The sequence below is a fragment of the Bacillus sp. P4_D3 genome (genome assembly GCF_056401855.1).
The window spans coordinates 1-732 of sequence record NZ_JBFUIN010001170.1 but is presented as its reverse complement, the minus strand read 5'-3'; the positions used below and the strand labels follow the sequence as shown (position 1 = coordinate 732).

General features: G+C 27.7%; 1 pseudogene. It reads right to left on the bottom strand.

The features are described 5' to 3' along the window. Window positions 1–732: pseudogene (locus tag AC1DTM_RS30035) on the bottom strand (type VII secretion protein EsaA); the annotation flags it as partial.

The window sequence follows — 732 nt, the reverse complement described above, 5'->3', positions numbered from 1 at the left end:
GTATCACTGAATATAATTCCATCCTTAGAAAGACTATTCTTTACTTCTTTAATTGAATTTCCTAAAGAGATTTTATTTACAGAATCATAATTAAAGTTATTTTCTTTATTATATTTATTTGTAAATTGAATTACATTTTTCAGTTGTAATTTCGTTTCATCTGGCAAATCACTTTGAACGATTTCTTCCATATTTAAACTAGGTAATTTCGTAATTAAATTCTCGATTTGTTGCTTTATTCGAACATCTGGTTGTCTCATTAACGTATTTATAACTACTTCTTGTTGCCCATCATTTGAAAGAGACTTCTGTAATCGTTTATTTATCGTTGATTGAATGTCACTCTCTAACTTCCCTGCAAGTTCTGTATCATATTCTGATACTTGTTTTTTTACATCTGTTAAATATTTTTGAATTGCTGAAGCATCTGCTAAAATATTGGGTTCTTTCTCTGAAAGCGTAAATTGATTTGCAATAATTTTATTTGCCGATTCCAGTGTGCTTAACTGCTTTAAAGCATCGCCTGCACTCATCTCACTCATAAATTGATTAAATTGACTTGAAAAATTATTAGCTAACAAATTATTATCAGATTGTATTTTTTGAAAGTTATTAAAACCTTCCAAATAAGTATTATTAGATTTATTTCCTTCATCTAATGTTTGACCAAACCCTTTTAATACATCTTGAAATCCTTTAAAACTATTAACAGAAATCCCTGTATAGTCTTGT